General features: G+C 67.6%; 16 protein-coding genes. 10 read left to right on the top strand and 6 right to left on the bottom strand.

The features are described from left to right. Positions 1 to 63: 63 nt before the first annotated feature. From ACFFGN_RS26410 to ACFFGN_RS26400, 3 genes are all read right to left on the bottom strand, one after another. A complete protein-coding gene (locus ACFFGN_RS26410) occupies positions 64 to 828 on the bottom strand; it encodes a ricin-type beta-trefoil lectin domain protein (RefSeq protein WP_380052620.1) in 765 nt (254 codons plus the stop codon). A 365-nt stretch (positions 829 to 1193) separates the two neighbouring features. Further along, positions 1194 to 1568: a hypothetical protein gene (locus ACFFGN_RS26405; RefSeq protein WP_380052618.1), complete on the bottom strand. Its 375-nt coding sequence runs from the start codon at positions 1566 to 1568 to the stop codon at positions 1194 to 1196. Positions 1569 to 1618: 50 nt separating this feature from the next. Continuing rightward, positions 1619 to 3931, bottom strand: a complete 2313-nt coding sequence (locus tag ACFFGN_RS26400; protein ID WP_380052616.1) for a DNA 3'-5' helicase SftH — start codon at positions 3929 to 3931, stop codon at positions 1619 to 1621. Positions 3932 to 4067: 136 nt separating this feature from the next. Between ACFFGN_RS26400 and ACFFGN_RS26395 the strand changes: the two genes are divergently transcribed. The 9 genes from ACFFGN_RS26395 (at position 4068) to ACFFGN_RS26355 (ending at position 14722) form a co-directional block, all read left to right on the top strand. Then, on the top strand, positions 4068 to 5021 hold the full coding sequence (locus tag ACFFGN_RS26395; protein WP_380052614.1) for an Lrp/AsnC family transcriptional regulator: 954 nt from the start codon (positions 4068 to 4070) through the stop codon (positions 5019 to 5021). Positions 5022 to 5097: 76 nt separating this feature from the next. Next, a complete protein-coding gene (locus ACFFGN_RS26390) occupies positions 5098 to 5457 on the top strand; it encodes an STAS domain-containing protein (protein ID WP_446685221.1) in 360 nt (119 codons plus the stop codon). 212 nt (positions 5458 to 5669) lie between these two features. Further along, a complete protein-coding gene (locus ACFFGN_RS26385; RefSeq protein ID WP_380052612.1) occupies positions 5670 to 7970 on the top strand; it encodes a sodium-translocating pyrophosphatase in 2301 nt (766 codons plus the stop codon). A 163-nt stretch (positions 7971 to 8133) separates the two neighbouring features. Then, positions 8134 to 9525 (top strand): hypothetical protein, encoded by a 1392-nt coding sequence (locus tag ACFFGN_RS26380; protein ID WP_380052610.1) that lies wholly within the window; start codon positions 8134 to 8136, stop codon positions 9523 to 9525. A 238-nt stretch (positions 9526 to 9763) separates the two neighbouring features. Next, positions 9764 to 10771 (top strand): ABC transporter ATP-binding protein, encoded by a 1008-nt coding sequence (locus tag ACFFGN_RS26375; RefSeq protein WP_380052608.1) that lies wholly within the window; start codon positions 9764 to 9766, stop codon positions 10769 to 10771. A gap of 1 nt (position 10772) precedes the next feature. Then, entirely contained in the window at positions 10773 to 11528 is a 756-nt protein-coding gene (locus tag ACFFGN_RS26370; RefSeq protein WP_380052606.1) for an ABC transporter permease subunit, read from the top strand. A gap of 110 nt (positions 11529 to 11638) precedes the next feature. Next, on the top strand, positions 11639 to 12436 hold the full coding sequence (locus ACFFGN_RS26365) for a DUF2785 domain-containing protein (protein WP_380052604.1): 798 nt from the start codon (positions 11639 to 11641) through the stop codon (positions 12434 to 12436). 70 nt (positions 12437 to 12506) lie between these two features. Next, a complete protein-coding gene (locus ACFFGN_RS26360; RefSeq protein WP_380052602.1) occupies positions 12507 to 13307 on the top strand; it encodes a class I SAM-dependent methyltransferase in 801 nt (266 codons plus the stop codon). Beyond that, positions 13304 to 14722, top strand: coding sequence for a DUF7059 domain-containing protein (locus ACFFGN_RS26355; protein ID WP_380052600.1), 1419 nt, complete (start codon positions 13304 to 13306; stop codon positions 14720 to 14722). Before ACFFGN_RS26360 ends, ACFFGN_RS26355 begins: the two co-directional genes overlap by 4 nt. A gap of 15 nt (positions 14723 to 14737) precedes the next feature. On the opposite strand, the gene ACFFGN_RS26350 is transcribed toward ACFFGN_RS26355, so the two are convergent. Next, positions 14738 to 16288, bottom strand: a complete 1551-nt coding sequence (locus ACFFGN_RS26350) for a GGDEF domain-containing protein (protein ID WP_380052598.1) — start codon at positions 16286 to 16288, stop codon at positions 14738 to 14740. A 160-nt stretch (positions 16289 to 16448) separates the two neighbouring features. Between ACFFGN_RS26350 and ACFFGN_RS26345 the strand changes: the two genes are divergently transcribed. Then, on the top strand, positions 16449 to 17672 hold the full coding sequence (locus tag ACFFGN_RS26345; RefSeq protein ID WP_380052596.1) for a hypothetical protein: 1224 nt from the start codon (positions 16449 to 16451) through the stop codon (positions 17670 to 17672). 231 nt (positions 17673 to 17903) lie between these two features. On the opposite strand, the gene ACFFGN_RS26340 is transcribed toward ACFFGN_RS26345, so the two are convergent. Together ACFFGN_RS26340 and ACFFGN_RS26335 are read right to left on the bottom strand one after the other, a co-directional pair. Then, positions 17904 to 19205 carry a cytochrome P450 gene (locus ACFFGN_RS26340; protein WP_380052594.1) on the bottom strand — a complete coding sequence of 434 codons (1302 nt, stop codon included), beginning with the start codon at positions 19203 to 19205 and terminating at the stop codon, positions 17904 to 17906. Between the two features lie 303 nt (positions 19206 to 19508). Further along, positions 19509 to 23249 (bottom strand): NPCBM/NEW2 domain-containing protein, encoded by a 3741-nt coding sequence (locus ACFFGN_RS26335; protein WP_380052592.1) that lies wholly within the window; start codon positions 23247 to 23249, stop codon positions 19509 to 19511. Positions 23250 to 23387 lie beyond the last annotated feature (138 nt).

The following is a 23387-nucleotide window of genomic DNA, read 5'->3' as shown; positions in this document are numbered from 1 at the left end:
GGGCGGTCCCGGCCTTGTGAGCCGGAACCGCCCCTCCTTCTAGTGAGGCCTCCTAGGTGGTGCTCAGCGCACCAGGTTGATCATCTGCTTCGGCAGCACCTGCATCTGGGCCGGGATCGGCAGCTTGCCGCCGACCAGCTCCAGCAGCGAGGCCGCGGCCTTCTCGATCGGCAGCGGCAGGCTCAGGCCGAGCGCGCTGAGCAGCGCGTTCACCAGGGCCATCACCGCGCCCAGGATGTCCAGGTTCGGGATCGGCAGCTGACGCCAAGCCTGTGCCGGGGTCCCGTCGGCCGGCTCGGTGGCCGTCGGACGGGCCTGCTTGGCCTTGCCGATCATCGAACTCAGGGCCTGGCCGTTCGCCACGTTGACGAGGGCCTGGGTGTCCTTGTCGTAGGTCCACTTCTGCCCGTCGCCATCGCGGCAGGGCAGCACCAGCACCGGCGCGTCGGCCGGTGTCTCGGCCAGGTCCGCGGCCGTGTCGAGGCAGGCGCCGGTCTTCGCAAGTTCGCCACCGACGGACTTGCTCAGAGCCACCTGCAACTCGCCCTTGGCGGTCCAGATCCACTGCTGTGCCTTGGCGGTCTTACCCGGTGAGCAGGGCAGCATCACCGCCATCGGGATCTTCTCCGCCGCCACGAACGTGAGGCAGTACCTGGTGTCGGCGCTGCTGCCGATCTGCTTCGGCACCCCGACCTTGAGCGTCGCGGCAGGCTTGTCGTCATGGCGCTCGGCCGGCACCGCGGCCTGCGCGGGGACCGCCGTGGCCAGTGCCACGCTGGCGGCCAGTACGGCGACACCGGTACGGGTCAACAATCTACGGATGATCAAGACAACCTCCAGAGGTCGTGCCATCTCGAGTAGGCGACAGGTCGTCGGGACCCCGTCTTGATCGGTCACCTGGTATCTCGGGTCCACCCGGGCGCCCCTTGCGCTGGAGGCGGTCCGCGGTGTCCGGCTCGGTGAGGTTCGGGCCGGTCGGCCGGAGATGTGCTGGTGACTGATCGCGACGTTTACGCCACGACCAGTAAGGCACAGCAACCGCGTTGGTGGTTATGGCAAATCCGCAGAACTTGATGCCAATGGCAACTAACTGCCAGTCATGTTTCGTTGCATGGGGCCCCTATTACGGAACGGGCGGTTTCCGTGTGTGATCCGCGCGCTGGCTGAGACCTAACCTCAACGAATTCGAGGCATCAGGCGATCGGGCGCTCAGGTGAGCGATGCGGTTCGGTGCCTTCGGCAACGGTATCGGTGCCTTGAGCAACTTCTTTGGAAGTGGTGGTGCCCGGGGTGGCGGGGTCAGTGCCGGCCGGAGTGGTCTCGACCTGGTGGCGCAGCTCCTTGACCTCCTTGTGCCGGCGGTAGCCGCGGCCGACGCCCTTCTTGACCAGCCACAGGCCGGCCAGGGCGGCGGCGCCGAGTACCACGCCGAAGAAGAAGACCGCGGTGACGGACATGCCGAGGTCGATGCCGAACACCTCCAGCGTGGTCGCCTCACCCGAGGTGGTGGCGACGCCGAGGCCGAGCAGCACGGCGATGACGATCAGTACGATTCCGAGCACGAACATGGCTGGTGCCTTTCCAGAACTGGTGCGGCCTCACTGCCGATATACGAGGTTCAGTGGTCTGCGAGAACTGCGGACAGGAGGGTGACGGCTCCTGCCTTGTCGAGCGGGTTGTTCCCGTTCCCACATTTGGGTGACTGTACGCACGAAGGGCACCCGTGGCTGCACTCACAGTGTGCGATCGCCTCCCGTGTCGCCGTCAACCACTCGCGCGCGGCTTCGTAGCCGTGTTCGGCGAATCCCGCGCCGCCGGGATGGCCGTCGTACACGAATACGGTGAGACAGCCGGTATCGGCGTGCCGGGCGGTCGATACGCCGCCGATGTCCCAGCGGTCGCAGGTGGCGAACAGCGGCAGCAGGCCGATGGACGCGTGCTCGGCCGCATGTGCCGCGCCGGGAATGTCGTCGAGTCCGAGCGCGGCCACCTGGTCGTCGGGCAGGGTCCACCAGACCGCCTTGGTGCGCAGCGTCCGCTCGGGCAGATCCAGCGGAACCTCGTCCAGGATGTCGCCGGTGACGAGCTGCTTGCGCTGGTACGAGACGACCTGGTGGGTCACCTGCACCCAGCCGCGGAACAACTCGGCCGCGCCCCAGCGGATGGTCGCCTCCGCGCCGAGAATGCCGATCTCGGTCACGTCCCGCGCGAACGTGCTGTAGTCCGGCGCGGCCGGGGCCACGATCGCCGCGTGCCCCTCGAGATCAAGCGCCTGGACCAGGTACGACTCCCCGGCGTGCACGTAGACCGCGCCCTCGTGCACGCTCGCGTGCGCGGCGCCGCCATCGACCGTACCGAGCAGGCGCCCGGTCTCCTGCTCCACGATTTGCACGGTCCTGCCACCGGCCGAGCGGATGTCGATCGCGTCCACGGCCCGGTCGCGCCGGGTCCAGAACCAGCCACGCGGCCTGGCGCGCAGCAGCCCTTGCGAGACCAGCTGGCCGATCACTCGCTCAGTAGTACTGCCGAAGACCTCATAGTCATCCGTAGTGAGCGGTAGCTCCTGGGCGGCGGCACAAAGCTGTGGGCCGAGGATGTACGGATTCTCCGGGTTGAACACCGTGGCCTCAACAGGTCGCCCGAAGATCGCCTCGGGGTGACGAACGAGGTACGTGTCCAGTGGATCGTCCCGCGCCACCAGCAGCGCCAGCGCCTCCGCGCCGGAACGACCGGCTCGACCCGCCTGCTGCCACAACGAAGCCCTGGTGCCGGGCCAGCCCGTCAGCAGTACTGCGTCCAGCCCGGCGATATCCACACCCAGTTCGAGCGCGTTGGTCGCGGCGACACCGGTGAGCTCGCCGCTGTGCAACATGGCCTCCAGCCGGCGCCTCTCCTCCGGGAGATAGCCCGCGCGGTACGCCGAGACCTGGTCGGCCAGAGCCGGGTCCACCTCCGCCAAGTTGGCCCGGGCTGTCAACGCGACCGACTCGGCACCACGTCGCGAACGAACGAACGCCACGGTCCGGACGCCCGAGACGACCAGATCCGACAGGAGGTCGGCCACCTCGGCGGTAGCGGAACGACGGACCTGCGCGCCGTTCTCCCCGCCGTACGACGTGAGGGGCGGTTCCCACAGACCGAAGGAGACACCGCCGCGAGGTGATCCGTCGTCGGTGACCGCCTCCATCGGTAGACCGGTCAGGCGCTCGCCCGAGACGGCCGGCTCCGCCACCGTGGCCGAGGCGCACACGAACACCGGGTTGGACCCGTAGTGCGCGCAGATCCGCCTGAGCCTTCGGAGCACTCCCGCGACGTGTGCGCCGAATACGCCGCGGTAGTGATGGCACTCGTCCACCACGACGTACTGGAGGCTGCCGAGGAATCGGGCCCAGCGCTGGTGGTTCGGCAGTACAGAGCGGTGCAGCATGTCCGGATTGCTCAAGACGTACGTGCCGTGGTCGCGGGCCCAGTCCCGCTCGGTCCGTTCGGAGTCGCCGTCGAGCGTGGTGGCGCGCAAACCCGGCACGGTGAACTGGGAGACCGCTCGAAGCTGGTCATGCGCAAGGGCCTTGGTGGGCGAGAGATAGAGCACCGAGGCCGTACGACGATGAGGGGACGCCGCCTCGGCAATAGCCAGCGTGGCGAAGGCGGGAAGCCAGTAGCCCAGGGACTTCCCGGACGCCGTGCCGGTGGCTACTACTACCGAACGCCCGGCGTACGCCGCTTCCGCGGTCGCGATCTGGTGGATCCACGGCTGCTCGATCCCGACGTCGGCAAGTTGCGCGAGCACTTCCGGCGGCACCCAGCGCGGCCAAGCGCCCGTCCGGCCAGGTCGTGCCGGAACCGGCTCCACATGGGTAAGCCGCTCAGCACGCCCGGGGCCAGCCGCGAGCCGCTTGAGCACGCTCGCCGCCTCACCGCCGTCACGCATGCCTCAAACCTAGTGGGCCCCTAGGGCAACTCAGCAGCCGCCGGAATCGGCGTAGCGCCCAGCTGTTTGTCCACAGATCCCGTAATCTTCCACATAAGTGGATAAGCCTGTGGATAACTTCCATTTCGAGAGAGATATGTCGAGAAATAGACCATTGGACGCGCTGGACCGAGGCCTGGTCCAAGCGCTGCGGATCGACGCCCGGGCGCCGTTCAGCCGGGTCGCCGCCGTGCTCGGCACCTCGACGCAGACGCTCACGCGGCGGTATGCCCGGCTCCGCGCCGAGGCCGGCCTGCACGTTCTCGGCCTGCCTTATCCACAGGGCGAGGCCTGCCTGATCCGGCTCACCACCGCCGGGCGAGCCACCGAGCTGGCCGAGACGCTGGCCGAACGGCCCGGCACGGCCTGGGTCCAGATCGCCTCAGGCGGAACCGAGATCAACGCGCTGGTGTATACGACTCCACCCGAGTTCGTGCTGGGGGATCTCCCGGCGTCGACGGAGGTCACCGCCGTATCCGCGCACTACTTACTAAGGACGTACCTAGGTGGTCCGAACGCCTGGAGGGCCTCCACCCGCGTGCTGACCGAGGACCAGGAGCGGCAGCTTCGGCCACCACCGGTGCGCCCGAGGTACGTCGTACTCGGGGAGGCGGATCGGCGCCTGTTCGACGTACTCCTTGAGGATGGACGAACGCCGTACGGAGAACTGGCCGTCGCGACGGGTTGGTCCGCCGCGACTGTCGCGAAGCGCCTTACCGACCTGCGGACCCGGGGTGCGTTGTTCTTCGACGTCGAGGTGGACGATGCGCCGACGCAGGCATTGCTCTGGTTGTCGGTGGCACCTGCTCAACTGGACGAGGTGGCCGAGGCACTCGCGGAGCACGAGGAGTCGACCGTTGTCGCGGCCACCACCGGACGAACGAATCTGGTCGTCAATCTGTGCTGCCCGGACGCCTCGGGACTGCACGAATATCTGAGCCGGCGGCTGGCGTTCGACGCGATCGTGGCTGTCGAGACCACGCCAGTGCTGAGCACCGTGAAAGCGCTCGGGCCGGTCCGGTACCGGTCAGCCGAAAGTGTTGACAAATAAACCATCCGGGCGTTCGGCAACGAGTTGGTGACCGAGTTGCATCCGGCCACCCTTCTCACGGTCCGTACATGGTTGAATGCAACCGTTCACGGGATCGGAGGCCGAAGTGGATCTGTCGCTGACGACGCGCACCGAAGGTGAGCGCACAGTCGTCGAAGTGGGTGGGGAGATCGATGTCTACACCGCGCCGAAACTCCGCGAGACCCTTGTCTCGCTGGTCGACGCCGGCAACCACCACCTGGTGCTCGACCTGGAAAAGGTCGAATTTCTTGACTCCACGGGCCTTGGGGTACTGGTCGGCGGACTGAAGCGGGTCCGTACCAACGACGGGTCGCTGGCTCTGGTCTGCACGCAGGAGCGGTTGCTGAAGATCTTCCGGATCACGGGGCTGGACAAGGTGTTCGACATTCACCCGGATGTGGCCTCGGCGATCTGAGCCGAGGGGCACCAAAAGCCCGGTGACTACTCGTAGTCACCGGGCCACGGACCGCAAGAAATGTGGCGTAGACCACCCTGTCGCCAGGTCTGGTTTAGCACCCGTTAGAGTGACGCACCGCCAGGTCCCTTGGCGTTCAGTTGTAGTCACATTTCCTCGCGTTCGCGGCGGCACGGGGGCCGCCGAGCCGGGGCCCCTAACAAGGAGGACGGATGTCCGCGCTGCTTGCGGTACAAGCGGTGGATCTTTCGTCGAGCAACACCACGCTGGTCATCGTCGTCGGTGCGATCGCGGTTTTCGCGCTCGGCATCGCGATGGTGTTCCGCGGTCAGGTGCTTGCCGCGAACGATGGCACCGAGAACATGAAGACGATCGCCCTCGCAGTCCAGGAAGGTGCCGCCGCGTACCTGTCCCGGCAGTTCAAGACGTTGTCCGTCTTCGCTGCCGCGGCCTTCCTGTTGCTGTTCCTGCTCCCGGTCCACGGCGACGGCAGTGAAACCTCGCTGAAGATCTGGCGCTCGATCTTCTTCCTGATCGGCGCGGGCTTCTCGGCTTTCATCGGCTACCTCGGCATGTGGCTCGCGACGCGCGCCAACGTCCGGGTCGCCGCCGCGGCCCGCAACGAGGGCCGGGACCCGGCCATGAAGGTCGCGTTCCGCACCGGTGGCACGGTCGGTATGGCCACGGTGGGCCTCGGCCTGCTGGGTGCCGCCGCCGTGGTGCTGTTCTTCCAGGGGGACGCCCCGACCGTGCTGGAGGGCTTCGGCTTCGGTGCCGCCATGCTCGCCATGTTCATGCGGGTCGGTGGCGGTATCTTCACCAAGGCCGCCGACGTCGGCGCGGACCTGGTCGGCAAGGTCGAACAGAACATTCCCGAGGACGACCCCCGCAACGCGGCGACCATCGCCGACAACGTGGGCGACAACGTCGGTGACTGTGCCGGTATGGCCGCGGACCTGTTCGAGTCCTACGCCGTGATGCTGGTCGCCTCGCTGATCCTGGGCAAGATCGCCTTCGGTGAGCAGGGCCTGGTGTACCCGCTGATCGTGCCGGCCATCGGTGTCATCACCGCGATCATCGGCGTCTTCCTGACCAAGCCGCGGGCCGGCGAGAACGGCCTGAAGACGATCAACCGGTCGTTCTACCTGTCGGCGATCATCTCCGCGGTGCTCTGCACGATCGCGGCCTTCGCCTACCTGCCGGGCAGCTTCTCCGGTCTGACCGGTGTGTCGGCCGAGATCGCCGCGCAGAGCGGTGACCCGCGTGTCATCGCCACCGTCTCGGTGATCATCGGCATCGTGCTCGCCGCGGTCATCCTGGCCCTCACCGGCTACTACACCGGTACCGAGGACAAGCCGGTCAAGGATGTCGGCAAGACCTCCATGACGGGTGCCGCGACGGTCATCCTGTCCGGTATCTCGGTCGGTTTCGAGTCGGCCGTCTACACCGCGCTGGTGATCGGCGCGGCCGTGTACGGCGCGTTCCTGGTCGGCGGTTCCGGTGTGGTCGCGCTGTTCGCGATCGCGCTGGCCGGTTGTGGTCTGCTCACCACCGTCGGCGTCATCGTCGCGATGGACACCTTCGGCCCGGTCTCCGACAACGCGCAGGGCATCGCCGAGATGTCGGGCGACGTGGACGGCGACGCGGCCCAGATCCTCACCGAGCTGGACGCCGTCGGCAACACCACCAAGGCCATCACCAAGGGCATCGCGATCGCCACCGCCGTACTGGCGGCGACCGCGCTGTTCGGTTCGTACACGCAGTCGATCGCCGAGGTGCTGTCGGCCGAGGCCATCGCGAAGTTCGACGAGGCGTCGCGGGTCTTCGACCCGTCCACCCTGGTCGGCATCATCGTCGGTGCGGCCGTGGTGTTCATGTTCTCGGGTCTGCTGATCAACGCCGTCGGCCGCGCCGCCGGTGCGGTCGTCTACGAGGTCCGTCGCCAGTTCCGCGACATCCCGGGCATCATGGAAGGCACCGGCAAGCCGGAGTACGGCAAGGTCGTCGACATCTGCACCCGCGACTCGCTGCGTGAGCTGGCCACCCCGGGCGTGCTCGCGATCGCGGCCCCGATCGCCGTCGGCTTCGGCCTCGGCGCCTCGGCGCTGGCGGGTTACCTCGCCGGTGCGATCGCCGCCGGTACCTTGATGGCGGTCTTCCTGGCCAACGCCGGTGGCGCGTGGGACAACGCGAAGAAGCTGGTCGAGGACGGCAACCACGGTGGCAAGGGTTCGCCCGCGCACGAGGCCACCATCATCGGTGACACCGTCGGTGACCCGTTCAAGGACACCGCCGGCCCGGCCATCAACCCGCTGATCAAGGTGATGAACCTGGTCTCCGTGCTGATCGCGCCGGCCGTGGTCAGCATGACGATCGGCGACGACCAGAACCCGGTGCTCCGGGCGGTCATCGCGATCGCGGCCACGCTGATCATCATCGGCGCCGTCGTGGTCTCGAAGCGCCGGGAGTCGGTCATCTCCGACACCCCGGTCGAGGTCAAGACAGCGGCCTGAGCCGCGGCAACACCCTTACCGACAAGGGCCCACAGGCACTCGCCTGTGGGCCCTTGCCCATTCCTGGCCGTGGTTATCCACAGGCGGCGGGTCGATGGCAGCGCGATGGGCTCGTGGGCTGCGAAGATGTGCAGCGACCCGTCCCGGAGGAAAGGAAATCCTTATGCGTCGCGCCCGTCGGTTCGGTGCGGTGGGCCTGGTGGCCTCGCTGGTGGTGCTGGCCGGTTGTTCGTCCGAGCTGAAGCTGGATGGCAAGGACGTCGACGAGAAGGCGCCGTTCCTGCAGCAGCTGGAAGGCGACTGGCGCAACGCCGTCGGGAAGCAGGAAGTCAGCCTGGGCGACGGGTCCCACTGCTGGCTGGCCCGGGCGAAGGAGAGCAAGGAGTTCGACCGGCAGGCGTTCTGCGGTCCGATCCGGCATCTTGGTGCGAAGGACGACGGCGTCTTCGACGTCTGGTCGTTCGAGGCGCAGGTGGGCGAGGACGGCAAGCTCACGATGACCAACGCCGAACCGAAGAGTGTGGGTGCCGACTTCCCGGACGACCGCGAGGCCTGGCGTCCCGACGGCGCGCAGATCCCGGAGAACCCAGAGGCCCTCGACCCGCCGCAAGCGCCCCCGGTGGAGAAGGGCTTCCTGGAGCTCGTCGACGGCCTGCAATTGACCGAGCCGAAGAAGCCCGATCCCAAGGTGGGTCACATCGTCACGCCCTCGGTGGACCTCAAGGTGCACGAGGTGGCCGAACTTCCGACCCTGCCGGGCACGGGTGGCGTCGAGCTTCGCGGACCGGCCGAAGGTGAGGAGCTGCGGGCGATCACCTTCACGATCAGCGCGGGGCCCGAAGGCACGGACGACCCGAAGACCAAAACGACGTACGCCGTGAAGGTGGGCACCACGCGGAAGCCGTTGGAGTTGTCCGGTGAGGACGAGCCGCAGCCGAAGCAGCAGACCCTGGTGGCGGGCATTCCGCAAGGGCAGGACGCGCAGCTGGTGGTGACGTCGGCCGGGCTGGAGCAGACCCTGTCACTGACGACCGGTGAGCGTACGTCGAAGAACGTGCCGGCCTACTACCGATCGGCCTCGGAGGTCCGGCTCGACAAGACCTATCCGTTGACGAAGGTGGTCAACGGGCTGTTCGGGCTGGAGCACACCGTCCGCTTCACCACGGTCCAGCTCAAGCCGTACTTGGGCAACGGTGGCTGGGCGAAGCCGGGCACGGTCTGGCTGAAGTTCGACTTCGACGACGGCTCGCTGCGTCGTACGGCTCCGATCAACTACTACCAGACCGCCACCTACGACAGCGCCAAGAGCCTGACGCTGACCGACGACCGCGGCCGGAAGTACCCGCTCGCCGGCGCGTTGCCGACGCTGCGCGAAGGCGGCGCGAACAAGTCCTGGTTCGCGGTCGGCGTGGCCGATGACGTGAAGTCGCTGACGATGACCTACGCGCCGGTGGCGAACTTCGTGGCCGACCCGTTCTGGATCAAGCAGGCCAATCCCAAGAGCGGCACGCTGAACTTCAAGCCGATGACGGTCACCTTCGCCCTGCCGCAGTAACCCTGACGCCGGGAACCCGCGGCCTGACTGAAGGCTGAAGTAGACCGGGCTCAGGGTCGGCCCTGAGCCCGGTTCAGGGGAACAACCGATGGCGGCGCGCCCGGGGCAGGAGCAGAATCCACCCCAGGGTGGACACGCGGAATCCGCCCCGGGTCCGATGTACTGACCTCTCGGTGCCTCGATACTGATCCTGATACCCGCCCCAGAGACCTGGTGTGCACACGGACGAGGAGTACCGATGATCGAGGCAACCGGCCTCACCAAGCGTTACGGCGAAACTGTTGCCGTCGACAACCTGTCGTTCAGTGTCAAGACCGGTAAGGTGACGGGCTTCCTGGGTCCTAACGGTGCCGGCAAGTCCACCACGATGCGCATGATCCTCGGTCTGGACACGCCCAGTGGCGGCGATGTCCGGATCGACGGCCAGCACTACCGCGACCTGAAGCGCCCGCTGACCAAGGTCGGCGCGTTGCTGGACGCCAAGTGGGTGCACCCGAACCGGTCGGCCCGGGCCCACCTGAACTGGATGGCGGCCTCCAACAAGCTGCCGAAGAAGCGGGTCGACGAAGTGCTCGACATGGTCGGCCTGCGTTCGGTGGCCGGCAAGCGGGCCGGCGCCTACTCGCTGGGTATGTCCCAGCGGCTCGGTATCGCCGGGGCGCTGCTGGGCGATCCCGAGGTGCTGCTGTTCGACGAGCCGGTCAACGGCCTCGACCCCGAGGGCATCGTCTGGATCCGGACCTTCATGCACAAGCTGGCCGACGAAGGCCGCACGGTTTTCGTCTCCAGCCACCTGCTGTCGGAGATGGCGCTGACCGCCGAGGAACTGGTCGTCATCGGCCGCGGCAAGCTGATCGCGCAGTGCACCACGCAGGAGTTCGTCGACCGCGCCAGCGGCACCACCGTGCTGGTGCGCAGCCCGCAGCTCGACGCTCTGCAGAGCGTGCTGCAGCGCCAGAACCTGGTCACCCGGATCGAGGACCAGGGCAAGGACGGCATGGACGGCAAGGCGCTGATCGTCGAGGGTGACGTGACCACCGACCTGATCGGTGAGGCCGCCGCCGCGCAGAACATCGTGCTGCACGAGCTGACGCTGAAGCGTGGCTCGCTGGAGGCCGCGTTCATGCAGATGACGGGCGATTCCGTCGAGTACCACGGCACCGACGAGATCGCCGCGGTGACCGCAGTGAACGCTCCCGGCGTCTCCGCGACCGAGGTGGCCGCCGGGCCGCAGGAGGACAACTGACATGTCAGTGATCGCAGTCGAGCGCATCAAGCTCTTCTCCACCCGCTCGCCGTGGTGGTGCATGATCGTCGCGGCAGTGCTGTCGGTGGGCCTGTCGGCGCTGCTGACCGGGCTCGCCGCCAACGATGACGTGACCGTCTTCTTCACCCAGGCCGGCGTCAGCCTGAGCCGGATGGTGATCATGGTGATGGCGGCATTGGCCATCACCACCGAGTACCGGTTCGGCACGATCCGGACCAGCTTCCAGGCCATTCCGAACCGGACCTCGATGCTGCTCGGCAAGACCGCGGTGGTGGCAGGCCTGGCCGGCCTGGTCGGCCTGGTCGCCTCCTTCGGCGCCTGGGCGGTGGGCACCGTGTTCGCCGGCAGCGCCGACATGGCCATCGACACCGGCGCCGAGTGGCGGATGGTGGCCGGGCAAGGCCTGGTCTACGCGATCGCCGCGGTCATCGCGGTCGCGGTCGGCGCGCTATTGCGGCAGAGCGCCGGGGCCGTGGCACTGCTGGTGCTCTGGCCGCTGGCGGTCGAGAGCCTGGTGAGCCTGATCCCCAAGGTCGGCGACGACTTGAGTCGGTGGGCGCCGTTCGCGAACGCCGACTCGTTCATCATCCAGGCGCAGGACTTCGGTGCCGCGGCCGGCGAGGGCGGCATGGGCACCTTCGCCCTGAGCCCGTGGGCCGCGCTGCTGTACTTCGCCGCCTGGGCCGCGGGTCTGCTCGCCATCGCGCTCTTCGTGACCAACAAGCGCGACGCGTAGCCCCCGAAAGCCCGGCCGGGCTGAGGGGTCCTGGCCGCACTGCCCGTGGTTTCTCCGGTTCGCCGGAGAAACCACGGGCTGTTTTCGTTCCAGGCGGCTAACCTGCCCGGATGACCGACTGGGCGCAGGTGCGAGCCGACGACTTCGCCGTACCGACAGACCGCCCGGTCGAGGAGATGGTCGAGGAGTTGTCCGGCCTGCTCCGTTCGCCGGACCCGCTCACGCGGGACCGGCAGGCCTACTCGACGCTGGCGACCTGGATCGACCGCGGGGTGGTACCGGCCGCGCAGTTGGTCCGCCTCGGTGACGAGATGGCCGAGCGATTCGGGGACAGCGAGATCCAGGCCAGGACGTTCGCGCCGTTGATTCTGGACTGCATCGTCTCGGCGGGGGTCTTCGAGTCGCGCTGGGTCGAGCCGTTCACCCGGTGGTACGGCGCGGAGCAGGACCTTCGCGGTCATGACGCGTCTCTCGGCTGGCTACACGCCGTCGCGCATGGAGCCGATCTGCTCGCCACCTTCGGCCAGGTCGACGAGGTGGAGCCAAGGCCCCTGCTGGAACTTGGCCTGGCTCGAGTGCTCACTCCCACCTCCTACGTCCTTCGGGATCTGGAGGACGATCGGCTCGCATACGCACTCGCGTCGACGCTGACCAGGCCGGAGCTCACCGAGCACGATGCGACGGGTTGGCTCGGCCCAGCGTCCGTTGGATTGCAGTTGAGCGGATTCGACGGTGGTATCCCGGCACCGCTCACAAACACCGTCAACCTGCTGCGAGCCCTCTACGTCCTGGTGGACCGTGGAGTCGAGCCGCCGCTGCAGGACGCCCAGGTCCACGTCCCGCACCGCAAGGCCGTCCTAGGGCGCTTAGCGGACGTCCTACGCGAGGTCTCCCGCCGCCAGGGCTGACCCGGTCCCGGGTTCTGATCCTTCGGCGGGGTGTACCGGTCGTCGTACCGAGGTTTGACAGGATGAGCGGGTGACTACGACCCGAGCCATTCGCGACAACTACAGCCGGGTGGCGACGGCATACGACGGCGTTTGGGCGGACACCCTCGCGCTGCACGCCAAGGCCGTCGCGGATCGCTTGCCGCTCACCGACGCTCGACGGGTGGCCGAGCTCGGCTGTGGTCCCGGGCGGCTCCTGCCTCACCTGGCCGATCGTGCGCCTCAGGCCACCGTCATCGGCGCGGACTTGACTGAGGCGATGCTGCAGCGGGCGCCGGCGGCGTACGGCCGGGTGGTCGCGGATGTGCAGGCCCTGCCGTTCGCGGATGGCGTGCTGGATGCCGTGGTGATGCCGTTCGTGCTGTTCCACCTGCCCGATCTGCCGCTCGGATTGAGCGAGGTACGGCGAGTCCTCCGTACGGGTGGCTCGTTCGCGGCGGTGACCTGGTCAACGCACGATCCGCATCCGGCGTACGACGTGTGGGTGCGGGTCATCGAGGACTTCGGCGCGCCGCCGGACCCGTCCCCGCAAATGCCATCGGGCGCGGTGACGGCTGACCCGGAGGCGCTCGGGCAGGCGGTCCGGACGGCCGGGTTCGGGGAGGTCCGGATCACGCCCGAGCCGTTCCGGCATCAGTCCGGCTGGCAGCAGTTCATCGAGCATTCGAAGGTCGTCGGTTCAATGGCGCGACGGCTGGAGCTGCTGGCCCCGGAGCGCCGTACGGCCTGTCTCACGGTGGCCGCGCGGGAGCTGTCCCAGCTCGACGCCGAGGACTTCGTTGAGTCCGGCAACATCCTCTACACCACGGCAGTTGCTGGGAGCAACGAATGATCCCGCGCCTGCGCGACGTACTCGAAGGTGCCGGTTATACCGTCGACGCAGTGGCGGCCCGGCTGGGTGATGCCCATGCCGCGCTGGCCCGGAACGAGACCACTCCCGCCTGGCGCGGAACCGACTCGGGCGATCCACTCGACACCTTGATCCGGCTGTTCCTGTTGCAGCGCTGGGTGTCGAAAGACCTTGTGGAGAAGGCCTTCGGTGCGTCCATCGAGAATTTCCCTGACCTCCTGGTTGCCGACGGCAAGGAAGTGAAGGCGCTGCTGGATGTCCGGCCGTACGCCGAGGACGATCGATCCTGGTGGGTGATCGCGGATCTCACGCCCGGTCTGGACGGCCGGCGTGAGCCCATGCGCACGGACTACGTGCTCGGCATCGCCCCGGCCAGTATCAGCCTGGTCAACCTCACCGTGCCGGTTCGGGTGGACAGTGCGCTGGACGTTGGTACCGGCTGCGGCATTCAGGCGTTGCATCTGGCCGAGAAGGCCGGCCGGGTTGTCGCCACCGACGTCAATCCGCGCGCGTTGTTGCTGGCCCGCTGGACCGCGGAGCTGAACGAGATCGACATCGACGTCCGCGAAGGCAGTCTGTACGAGCCGGTCGCCGGGGAACGCTTCGACCTGGTCGTCAGCAATCCGCCGTACGTCATCGCGCCCCCGAGCGAAGGCAAGCTCACCTACCGGGAGACGGGTTTCGCCGGCGACGAGGTGGTCGAGCGCCTGCTCCGCCAAGCGCCGGAACACTTGACCGAAGGTGGTTGGTGCCAGCTGCTGGCCAACTGGACCCACGTCCGCGGTGAGCAATGGCAGGACCGCCTGGCCGGCTGGACCGCTGACCGCGCGGCCTGGGTGGTTCAGCGCGAGGTCCTCGATCCCGCGGAGTACGTCGAGCTGTGGCTGCGCGACGCGGGACTGCACGGGCGGCCGGAATACGTCCAGCGGTACGACGAATGGCTCACCTGGCTGGAGGACCAGCAGGTCGAGGCCATCGGCATGGGCTGGATCACCCTGCGCAACGTGCCGGGCCAGGCCGAGTGTGAGGCCTGGCCGTACGAGATCGAGCAGCCGATCGGGCCACACATCCAGGCCCGGTTCGAGCGGGAGGTGCCCGCAGACCTGCTCGGGCAGCACCTGGTCGTCGCGGCCGACGTGATCGAGGAGAGCGCGGGTCCACCGGGCGCGGACGACCCGGCCACGATCGTGCTGCGGCGGCAGCGTGGAATGCGCCGGGCGGAACAGGCCGACACCGTGCTGGCCGGATTCACCGGTGCGTGCGACGGGGACCTGAGCGTCGGGCAGATCCTCGGTGCCCTGGCTGATCTGCTCGACCGCCCGGTGGACGACCTGCATCGCGACTACCTGCCCGAGATCACCCGACTCATCCGCGAAGGCTTCCTCGACCCGGCGTAAGTGCGTCCAGGGAAGTCACCGGCCGCGGCGGCGCTTGTGGGCGTACATACGGATGTCGGCTTCTTCGAGCAGTTCCTCGAACGGTGTGCCGTCGGTGCTGGTGGCGAAGCCGATACTGACGCGCAGCATCGCGAACCAGGGCTCCTCGGCCGTGGTGGCGACCAGTTCCGCCGCGGCCAGGATGCGTTCGACCAGCTCCCGGGCACCGCGCTCGTCGGGGTTGTCCAGCACCACGACGAACTCGTCACCACCGGCCCGGGCGACAACGTCCTCGGCGCGGGACTGCTCGGTCAGGAGTTGCCCGACCCGGCGAAGTACCTGGTCCCCGCAGGCGTGACCGTAGTTGTCGTTGATCACCTTGAGGTTGTCCACGTCGATCAACACGACCGCGACCGATCGGCCGGACCGGGCCGCGGCCATCCGCTCGTCCAGCGCACGGCGGTTCCCGACGCCGGTGAGCGGATCCTCCCGGGCAGCGCGCCATTCCGCGTCGTGCCGCTCGGACAGCTCCTGGCTGGCGAGGGCGCTGCGCACGGCGTACAGCCCGCGTAGTCGCTCGGCCCACCAGCCACGCGCGATCGATCGTGCGTACTGCAGGCCGGCGCGGGCGCCCGCGTCGCCGGTGTCCGCGAGGATCTGGACGGCCGTGTTCCGAATGAGGGCCTCAACGGGCGGATCCGGCGTCGGCGGCAGCTCGGACACCGCTCGGTCAGCGGCGGCCAGGGCCTCCTCGATCCGGCCCATGGCCGCATAAGCCTGGGCGAGATAGGCGCCGGCGATCGCCGCGAGTTCCTGATCGCCGAGCTTGGTCAGCTGGTCGCGGCAATCCCGCAGTACGACGGCCGCGGCCGCCGGATCGCTCGCGCCGTCGCTAGCGGCGAGCCACATCCGCCCGGCGATCGGCCAGTACCCGACCAGGTCGTCGGCCACGATCGCGTCGATCGCCTGCCCGGCCCAGCGCCTGGCCTCGGCCCGTCGTTCGGCGATCTGCGGGTCGTACGCCGGATCGCCGAGGCGTTCCATCTCGTGGGCCCAGCGCAGGTTCGACTCGGCCAGGTTGAGCCGGTCGATCGCGGTGGACTCGGGTAGTTCGAGCGGATCCGTGTCGTGCGCGGCGGCCAGCTCGAAGTGCGGGATGCACAGCTCGAACAAGCGCAGCAGGTCGTAGGCGTAACCGAGGCCGGTATGGGCCCAGCCGGCCAGGGCCTCGTCCTCGCTGCGGCTCAGGGCCTGTTCGGCGGCGACCAGGTCCGCGACCGAGTCACCACCTTCGCCGGTCCGCAGGCGGGTGACGATACGCAGCGCGAGCGCGTTGGCCTCCCAGCCCGGCTCACCGATCGCGCGGGACACCCGAATGCACGACTCGACCGCCTCCAGCACGCCTTCGCTGTCGCTGCTGTGATGCGCCGCGACGGCCCGGACATACTCCGCGGAGGCGCGCTCGTACGTCGGCTCGGGGCCGATCTCGCGCAGCACCTGGCGGATATCGGCGGCGGCCTCGATCGGGCTACCCGACTGGGCGCGGGTCATCGCAGCCGCGATCCGGGCGGACAGGGTCTGCTGCATCTCACCTCCCGGCCGCACAGACGCGGAGTCATTCTCATGCACTATTCGTCCCCGTGTCATCCAGTTGCACTATCCGGCAGCTTCCGGCCGTGTTAGGAATAAACGCACAAATACCTGGGAATGTAAATTTCTGACCCGCCCAACTTCTTCTGGGGATACGATGCGAAAACTGAGACTCACCGCCGCCCTGGGCACCTTGACCGTGGCACTGCTCGCGCCGTTCGCGACAGCCGCGCCGGCGTCCGTGCTGGCCGGTCCGACCGCCATCAACGCCCGGCAGTTCAGCCTGACCACCGATATGACCGGGCTTGCCTCCAAGGTTACCGCGCTGGAGACGGCCCTGACCGGCCGTCGCAAAACCGTTGACCAGGTGATGCAGGCCGCAAACCGCCCGCGCGGTGCGCTCTGCAACGCCTCCGCCTACAAGCCCGCCACCGACCGCTGGGGTTCCGCAGTGGGCGGCTTCTGCTGGAACGACGGTGACGACGCCGCGGATCACTGGTATCCCCAGGGCATCACCACCACCCGGGACGCGCTCGCGGCCGGGCAGTACGACAACCACCAGCTGATCGCGAACAGCTGGTACCACAAGCCCGAGAACGACACGGCCGGTTCGCCGAACAAGGGTGTGCGATTGTCCCTGACCGACTGGGACGCGGATTTCGCCAACAACTACAGGCATCTGCTGCTGGTCGAGCCGATTGCCGGCGGCAACTACAAGGCCGTGCCGATCCATGCCGGCGGCATCTTCTGGTACGGCGACCTGCTGTACGTGGCCGATACCGGTACCGGCTTCCGCATTTTCGATTTCCGCAAGATCTACTCGGCCGATACCGGTAAGGCGAATGCGATCGGAAAACAGTCCGACGGTACTTTTCACGCGCACGATTACGCCTACGTGATGTTGCAGACCGGGTGGGTCCGCAATGCCGGCGCGGCGCTGCGGTATTCGTTCGTATCGCTCGACCGGGCGACGACGCCGGACAGCATGGTGATGGGCGAATGGACCCCGGACAGCTCGGGCACCAGCCGGATCGTGCGATTCCCGCTGGATTACACCGACCGCCTCCCGGCGCAGGAGGCCGACGGTAAGACCTACGGCAGCGAGGCCTACTCGACCGGATTCCTCAGTATGCAAGGCGTGGCGGCGCGCGACGGCCGCTTCTGGTTCTCCTCCAGCGCGGGTTCGGGTGGTCCGACGGGCAACTACGGCACACTCCGGATCTGGAACCGCGGCAGCACCACGGTCACGTCGTACGGCTGGATCTACGGCGCCGAGGACCTCAGCTACTGGTCCGACCCGGCCAATCCCGACTCGATCTGGTCCCTCACCGAATACCCCAACTACCGCGCCGTAATCTCCGTCCCCTCCGGCCTCAACTGACCCACCCCAGCGTGTCATCGGACCCTTGTGACGCGGTGTGTCGCGGTTCATCGGACTCTTGTGGCCACGCCCCCGCGTGTCGTCGGACTCTTGTGACCAAGCGCCGTTGTGCTGCGTGCCGCCTTGGTCACAAGGGTCCGATGAATGCCGACACGCCGCGTCACAAGGGTCCGATGAACGGGATACAGGGAGTGTCGGCGGCGGGTGGGGGTGGGGGCGGGGGCGGGTGGGTTAGCCGGCTTGGGCGGTGGTGGCGGGTTCGGCGTGGAGGCGGACGGGGAGGGACTCGACGCCGTAGACGATGGAGAAGTCGCGGAAGCGGAGTTGTTCCGGGGCGACGGCCAGGGACAGGTCCGGGAAGCGGTTGGCCAGGGCTTTGAAGGCGGCTCGTAGTTCCATCCGGGCCAGTTCGGCGCCGACGCAGCGGTGCATGCCGTGGCCGAAGGCGAGGTGGGCGGCGGGAGCGCGCTGCGGGTAGAAGCGTTCCGCGTCCGGGCCGAAGACCTCGCGGTCGCGGTCGGCGCCGGCCAGCGAGACGGCGACCAGGTCGCCTTTGCTGACCTGCTGGCCGAAGACCACCTGGTCGTGCTTGGCGAACCGCGGGAACGCGACCTGTACGACGGTCAGGTAGCGCAGCAGTTCCTCCACGATGGCGTCGACCGCGCCTTCCTCCTCGCGGATGCGGCGGAAGTTCTCCGGATCGCGCAGCAGTACGAGCGTTCCCAGTGCCAGCATGCTCGCGGACGTTTCGTAACCGCCCAGGAACACTCCGTCGGCGAGGCCGCCCAGTTCCACGTCGTCCAACTCGTCGCCGCGTTCGCGGATGATGTTGCCGATCAGGCCCTCGCCGGGGTTCTTCCGCTGCTTGGCGACGATCTCGAACAGGAACTCGCGGGACTCACTCGCCGCACTGAACACCCCGACGCCACCGCCGGACAGGTCGAACCGGGCCGGGCCCAGTTCGCGGAAGCGGTCGCGGTCGGACTCGTCCACGCCGAGCAGGTCCGCGATCACCAGGAACGGTACGGCGAACGCGAAGTCCGCCACCAGGTCGACGACCGGGCCCTTGGACTGCATCAGGTCCAGCTGGGACTCGACGATGTGCTCGATCTTCGGTGTCAGCCGGGCCAGCCGCCGGACGGTGAACTCCGGCGTGAGGAACTTGCGCAGCCGGGTGTGGTCCGGCGGATCGGTGAAGCCCAGACCACCGATGCCCTCGGCCGGTTTGGACGGGTCGTTGCCGATCATCGGCCGGATGTCGTTGCTGAAGTTCTTCGTATCGGCGAGAACGGCCTTGGCCTCCTCGTGGCCGGTGACCAGCCAGATGTTCAGCCCGAACAGGTTGGCCAGCCGGCTCACTGGTTCGGTTTCGCGCAACTTGCCCAGCTCCGGCACCGGATCCAGGCCGTCGCGTCGCAGCGGCATCGAGATCTGGCTCGGCACCACCCGCAACTTGGACAGGTCCAGACCCTTGCGGGTCGCCCTGCTCAGGATGCGATTGCCCACCCACTTCTTCAGTGATGTCGCAACCATGACTTTCCGCCGCCCTCTCTGACCGCCCCCGACTATCTGCGCACCAGACGGTATCGGTGTCAGGGACCAAATTTGATGGTGGTGGCACTACCTTTGCGGTAGCACCGGCACCACCATGGGAGGGGACCATGGACGTGCCAGAGCAGACATTGTCACGGACGCCGGTTCACTCGCCACCGGCGCCTCCCTGTTTCGCCCCCTGGACTGAAGACCCGGGAAATCCCAGGGCAGGCAGCGACGAAAGTAGCTTGTAACGACGAAGAGCCCTGCGTTATAACGCAGGGCTCTTCGCGGTTCTACCGCTCAGGCACAGGTGAGTTTGGCCTCCGCCCAGTCGGCGTGATCGCTGGTGATGCCGTCACCGGAGTCCGTGACCTGCAAGGACAACGTCTGGCCGCCGGTCAGATCGACCGAGACCGGCACGGTCGGTGAGCTGCCGGTGAGCAGGTCGGACGTGTACTTCACCACACCGTCGACCGCCACCTTGAAGATCACCCGGCCGCGGTCGGCCATCTCGTCGTCCACCCCGATCTTCGCGGTGAACGTGCTGCAGTTACCGCCGAGCCGGACCGAAACGGCCGACGGCGCGTGCGTTCCGAGGCCCTTTGCGTATTGGACGCCGTTCAGCGTCAACGGGCCACCGTCGGCCGGTCCGTCCTCGCCGTTGCTGCGATCCCGCTCGATCGGGCCGTACCCGTTGCTCGAGTCGATCCACTCCAGGTCGCTGACCCAGACCTGGCCGGTCGGAGCCGGTGGCAAGGGCTTGTTCGCCACGGTTGCCGCGAAGAACCCGAGACCGCCGCCAGGCAGCTTGATCGCCCGGACCGTCTTACCCGGTGTGAGCGGCACTGCCGTGTAGAAGACGCGGTAGTCCGTAGTGGTGTTCGCGAGACCTGCCGCCGTGTACCGGCCCTTGACCGCGACGGCCACCTTGGCGCCGCCCGTAGTCGGGTCCTGGCAACACCAGTTGGGTAACTGGAATGCATGGCTGGACTCGGTTCCGTCGGTGTAAATGACCTTCACCGAGCCCTTGGCGTTAAGGCTCGCACCGGCGCCCAGGAGCGCTAGGTGGCTCCCAGTCCCGTTGACGAGGATGGGCGCGCCTTGGTTCTTCACGAGGTTCGCAGTGCCGGGAACACCTGTCGGCCAGGTGAACTCGGCGCCCTGCACAGTGACCTTCGCACCAGGCGTGAAGCCAGCAGCGGCCAGGGCCTCGCCGTTGAAGCTATTGCCCGAGCCGTCGAAGTTGCCCGTGGCAAAGGTGTTCTTGTCCGTCACGCCAACCACTGTGGCCGCGTCGGACAACGAGGCGTAGGGCAACTGTGCGGTCGCGTACGTGCTGCTCCGGTACGACGAACCGCGTGAGGTGTACGTAGCGTCCAGTCGCAACGTGAACGTGGCGGGCTTGACCTCGGCCGCAGGTGTGACCGACAGCTTCGCCGAAACCGTCTGCCCGGGCTCAACCACCGCGAAGGTCCCTTGCCCGGTTGAAGTCCAGCCACTCGGCAGATCGAACCCAAGCCGTACGTCGCGCATCGTGCTGGTACCACCGTTGCGGAAGGTGGCGGTGACCTCCGTGGCCTGACCCGGCGCGTTCCACAGGGCCGGGGTGATGAGCTCGGGAACGCCCAACGTGTCCGCAGCGTTCGGACCACCCACAGCAGAGGTTCCACTGAGCAGTACCAGGCCTTCGCGGTTGGCGGCGATCTTGGCCGTCTTGACCTTCACCACGCCGTCCGCGTAGTACCAGCCGGTCGAGGCCGTCTCGTAGGCGCTCGCGCTCGCGAGCTTCGCCAGCCGGGTGCCGTCGATCGAAACCCCGTGCGGGTTGGTGCCCGTGTGCACGGTCAACTCGTACGCACGGGAGGCGGGCTTACCGGCGTACGAGCCGAGGCTCTTGCCGATCTTGACGGTGACGTCGCCGCGGCCGCTGACCGGCGCCACGGCGTCGAACCGCTGGGTGGCCGAACGGGCCTTGTAGTCCCGGGTGACCCGGTCGTCCTCGTACAGCGAGAATGTCGACTTGCCCTGCGGGTAGACGTCGAGCGTGAGCCGGTCGCCGAAGGCCTGCTCGTTCGCGCTGTTGATGCCCTTCTTCCACATCGGCACGATCGCGCCACCCTTGACGAACAGCGGCAACGTGTCGAGCGGCGCGTGGTAGCCGTTGATCGTGGTCGGGCCCTGGTAGACCTTGCCGGACCAGTAGTCGACCCAAGTTCCCTCGGGCAGGTAGATGCCGTTCTTGACCTCGTCGGCGCCCCACATCGGTGCGACCAGGAATTCCTTGCCGGCGAGGAACTCGTACTTCGTGGTGTCGTCCCAGGTCTTGGGGTCGTCCGGGTACTCCAGGACCAGCGAGCGGTTCAGTGGCGCACCGGTCCGGTGGGCCTCAGCGGCGTACGTGTAGAAGTACGGCAGCAGGCGCTCGCGCAGCTTGAGGTACTTGCGGTTGATGTCCGTGTACGGCGCTCCGTATGCCCAGGGCTGCTTGTACGCCGGAGTGGCCCAACCGCTCATCGTCATGAAGGCCGGGTTGAAGACCTTCCACTGCATGTCCCGCACGTAACTGGTCGGGGAACCGCCGAAGATGCCGTCGACGTCTCCCGCGCTGTAGGCGATACCGGAGTTGCCCGAGCCGTGGATGGCCGGGATCTGCCACTTGATCGCGTCGAGCGAACCACTGTGGTCACCCGTCCACTGGACCGCGCAACGCTGTGCACCGGCCCAACCCTCCACCATCCAGGCGTAACCCCGGGCGTTGCTGTACTGCTCTATACCGCCGTGTGCGGTGTCGCAGGCGCTGAGCGCGTACCGATAGCCCGGGCCGACCCAAGCCACGTCGAGCTTGCGTACGCGGACTCCGGCCTCGCCGACCTCGGACGGCTGACGGTCGAGCGCGGACTGGGTCCACAGGCCCATCTCAATGTTGCGCTTGCGTAGTTCGTCACCGGTCTGCTTGAGCGGCTCGATCTCGCGCTTGCCCCACCAAGTGCCTTCAACCTGCTCGAACTCCTGGTCGTCGGAGTAGCCGCAGCCGTAGTCGTCGTTCACCAGCATCCAGCCGCCGGGCATGTCCTCGTCCTGGAACCGCTGAGCCACCTTGACCGCATCGAGCGTCGTCTGCTTCTCCGGGTGGACCTTCCAGTCGTTGCTCGGGTCCGGGTCCTTGGCGTAGTGCCCGCGGTTGTAGCAGTCCGAGTCGCCGTACTCCAGGCCGTAGATCGGAGGCATGAACGGACGGCCCGTGAGCTCGGTGTAGCGGTTCAGGGAGGTCTTGAGGTCTCCCACGAAGTAGTACGCGTCGAACCGCTTCTCGCTGTGCTTGGCGACCACCGGCTCGTTGAAGGCGTAGCTGCCGGGCGTGAAGGTGTTGCGCAGTACGCCGTACCCGGCGGTGCTCATGTAGTACGGAGAGGCGTTGGGATTACCGCCGTCCTCCCAGTTGAAGTTGCGGGCGACCTCGATCGTCTGGCCGCGGTGCGAGAACCGGCCGTTCTGCATGCCGCCACCGAAGAACTGCTCGGTGGCACCGCGCGCGAGCGACTGACTGGTCGAGTCGTTCGACCACGACAGCGGCGCGGTCTCGGCCCAGACCAGCGAGCCGTCGGCCCGGTGCAGCGAGAACCGCAGCGGCGACTTGGCCGCGCGCAGTTCGATCGCCTTGGTCCGGAGTGAGTAGTAGCCGCCGAGGTCCTGCCAGGTCGTGGCCGGCTTGGCGTAGTCGTTCTTGATCACGATCGTCGACGAAGGAGCTTGCGGATCCTCCGGCGGCGTACTCGCGGGATCGGTGAAGTTGCCGTCCGGGGCCAGCCAGATCCGGAAGACGTCGTCCTTGAGGAAGCTGACCCGGACCTTCGCCGTACCGGCCGTGAGCGTGTACGTCGCTCCGTCGGCGGCGAAGCCGGTCACGGCTCCCAACGCGGTGTCCTGCGCCTGCGCCGTGTCCTGGGTCTTCGCCGTGGCTGGAGCGCCGGCCAGCAGGCCGGCCAGCACGGCCAGAACCAGTCCGGGCACCCAGGCGCGTTTGCGACCGATGATGCTCACATGTGCCTCACTTCAAGCATGAATGAACAGATTGGGAACATTGATAACTCACTCATCCGGCTTTGTCACTAGGTCGCGAGGCCCGTCGGGTGGGGGAGGGGTTTCCCTCCGCGGATGGATGTGAGCTGACCGCCGGTC

The sequence above is a fragment of the Kribbella deserti genome (assembly GCF_042434725.1).
Taxonomy (GTDB): domain Bacteria; phylum Actinomycetota; class Actinomycetes; order Propionibacteriales; family Kribbellaceae; genus Kribbella; species Kribbella deserti.
This window is presented reverse-complemented; position numbering and strand designations above follow the sequence as displayed.

Bases quoted from the DNA above. Each gene is read 5' to 3' on its own strand.
- ACFFGN_RS26405 (WP_380052618.1), bottom strand. From the start codon at position 1,568: ATGTTCGTGCTCGGAATCGTACTGATCGTCATCGCCGTGCTGCTCGGC.
- ACFFGN_RS26400 (WP_380052616.1), bottom strand. From the start codon at position 3,931: ATGCGTGACGGCGGTGAGGCGGCGAGCGTGCTCAAGCGGCTCGCGGCT.
- ACFFGN_RS26395 (WP_380052614.1), top strand. From the start codon at position 4,068: ATGTCGAGAAATAGACCATTGGACGCGCTGGACCGAGGCCTGGTCCAA.
- ACFFGN_RS26390 (WP_446685221.1), top strand. From the start codon at position 5,098: ATGCAACCGTTCACGGGATCGGAGGCCGAAGTGGATCTGTCGCTGACG.
- ACFFGN_RS26385 (WP_380052612.1), top strand. From the start codon at position 5,670: ATGTCCGCGCTGCTTGCGGTACAAGCGGTGGATCTTTCGTCGAGCAAC.
- ACFFGN_RS26380 (WP_380052610.1), top strand. From the start codon at position 8,134: ATGCGTCGCGCCCGTCGGTTCGGTGCGGTGGGCCTGGTGGCCTCGCTG.
- ACFFGN_RS26375 (WP_380052608.1), top strand. From the start codon at position 9,764: ATGATCGAGGCAACCGGCCTCACCAAGCGTTACGGCGAAACTGTTGCC.
- ACFFGN_RS26370 (WP_380052606.1), top strand. From the start codon at position 10,773: ATGTCAGTGATCGCAGTCGAGCGCATCAAGCTCTTCTCCACCCGCTCG.
- ACFFGN_RS26365 (WP_380052604.1), top strand. From the start codon at position 11,639: ATGACCGACTGGGCGCAGGTGCGAGCCGACGACTTCGCCGTACCGACA.
- ACFFGN_RS26355 (WP_380052600.1), top strand. From the start codon at position 13,304: ATGATCCCGCGCCTGCGCGACGTACTCGAAGGTGCCGGTTATACCGTC.
- ACFFGN_RS26350 (WP_380052598.1), bottom strand. From the start codon at position 16,288: ATGCAGCAGACCCTGTCCGCCCGGATCGCGGCTGCGATGACCCGCGCC.
- ACFFGN_RS26345 (WP_380052596.1), top strand. From the start codon at position 16,449: ATGCGAAAACTGAGACTCACCGCCGCCCTGGGCACCTTGACCGTGGCA.
- ACFFGN_RS26340 (WP_380052594.1), bottom strand. From the start codon at position 19,205: ATGGTTGCGACATCACTGAAGAAGTGGGTGGGCAATCGCATCCTGAGC.